Origin of the sequence: Pseudomonas sp. SIMBA_041 (assembly GCF_046535095.1) — a bacterium.
In the GTDB taxonomy this organism is placed as follows: Bacteria; Pseudomonadota; Gammaproteobacteria; order Pseudomonadales; family Pseudomonadaceae; genus Aquipseudomonas; species Aquipseudomonas mucoides.
On the sequence record NZ_JAWRXJ010000187.1, the window covers coordinates 1 to 284 of the forward strand.

Sequence of the window (284 nt, forward strand, 5' to 3'; positions counted from 1 at the left end):
GCGTTTCTCGGCTGGCTGTTCATCCGGCATCTGTTCGCGCCGATGTTGCCGGCGGAGCAGCTCGACAGCTACATTGCCGGCCTCATCTTGCTGGCTGCCGCGCCGTGCACGGCCATGGTGTTCGTCTGGAGCCGGCTGACCGGCGGCGATCCGCTGTTCACGCTGTCGCAGGTGGCGCTCAACGACAGCATCATGGTGGTGGCCTTCGCGCCGCTTGTCGGCCTGTTGCTCGGCATCTCGGCCATCACGGTGCCCTGGGCGACGCTCTTCACTTCGGTCGTGCT

At 66.2% G+C, this 284-nt stretch carries 1 protein-coding gene; it reads left to right on the forward strand.

The features are described from left to right. A partial coding sequence (locus tag SB725_RS30785; protein WP_410923156.1) for an arsenic resistance protein occupies positions 1-284 on the forward strand: 284 nt, incomplete at both ends.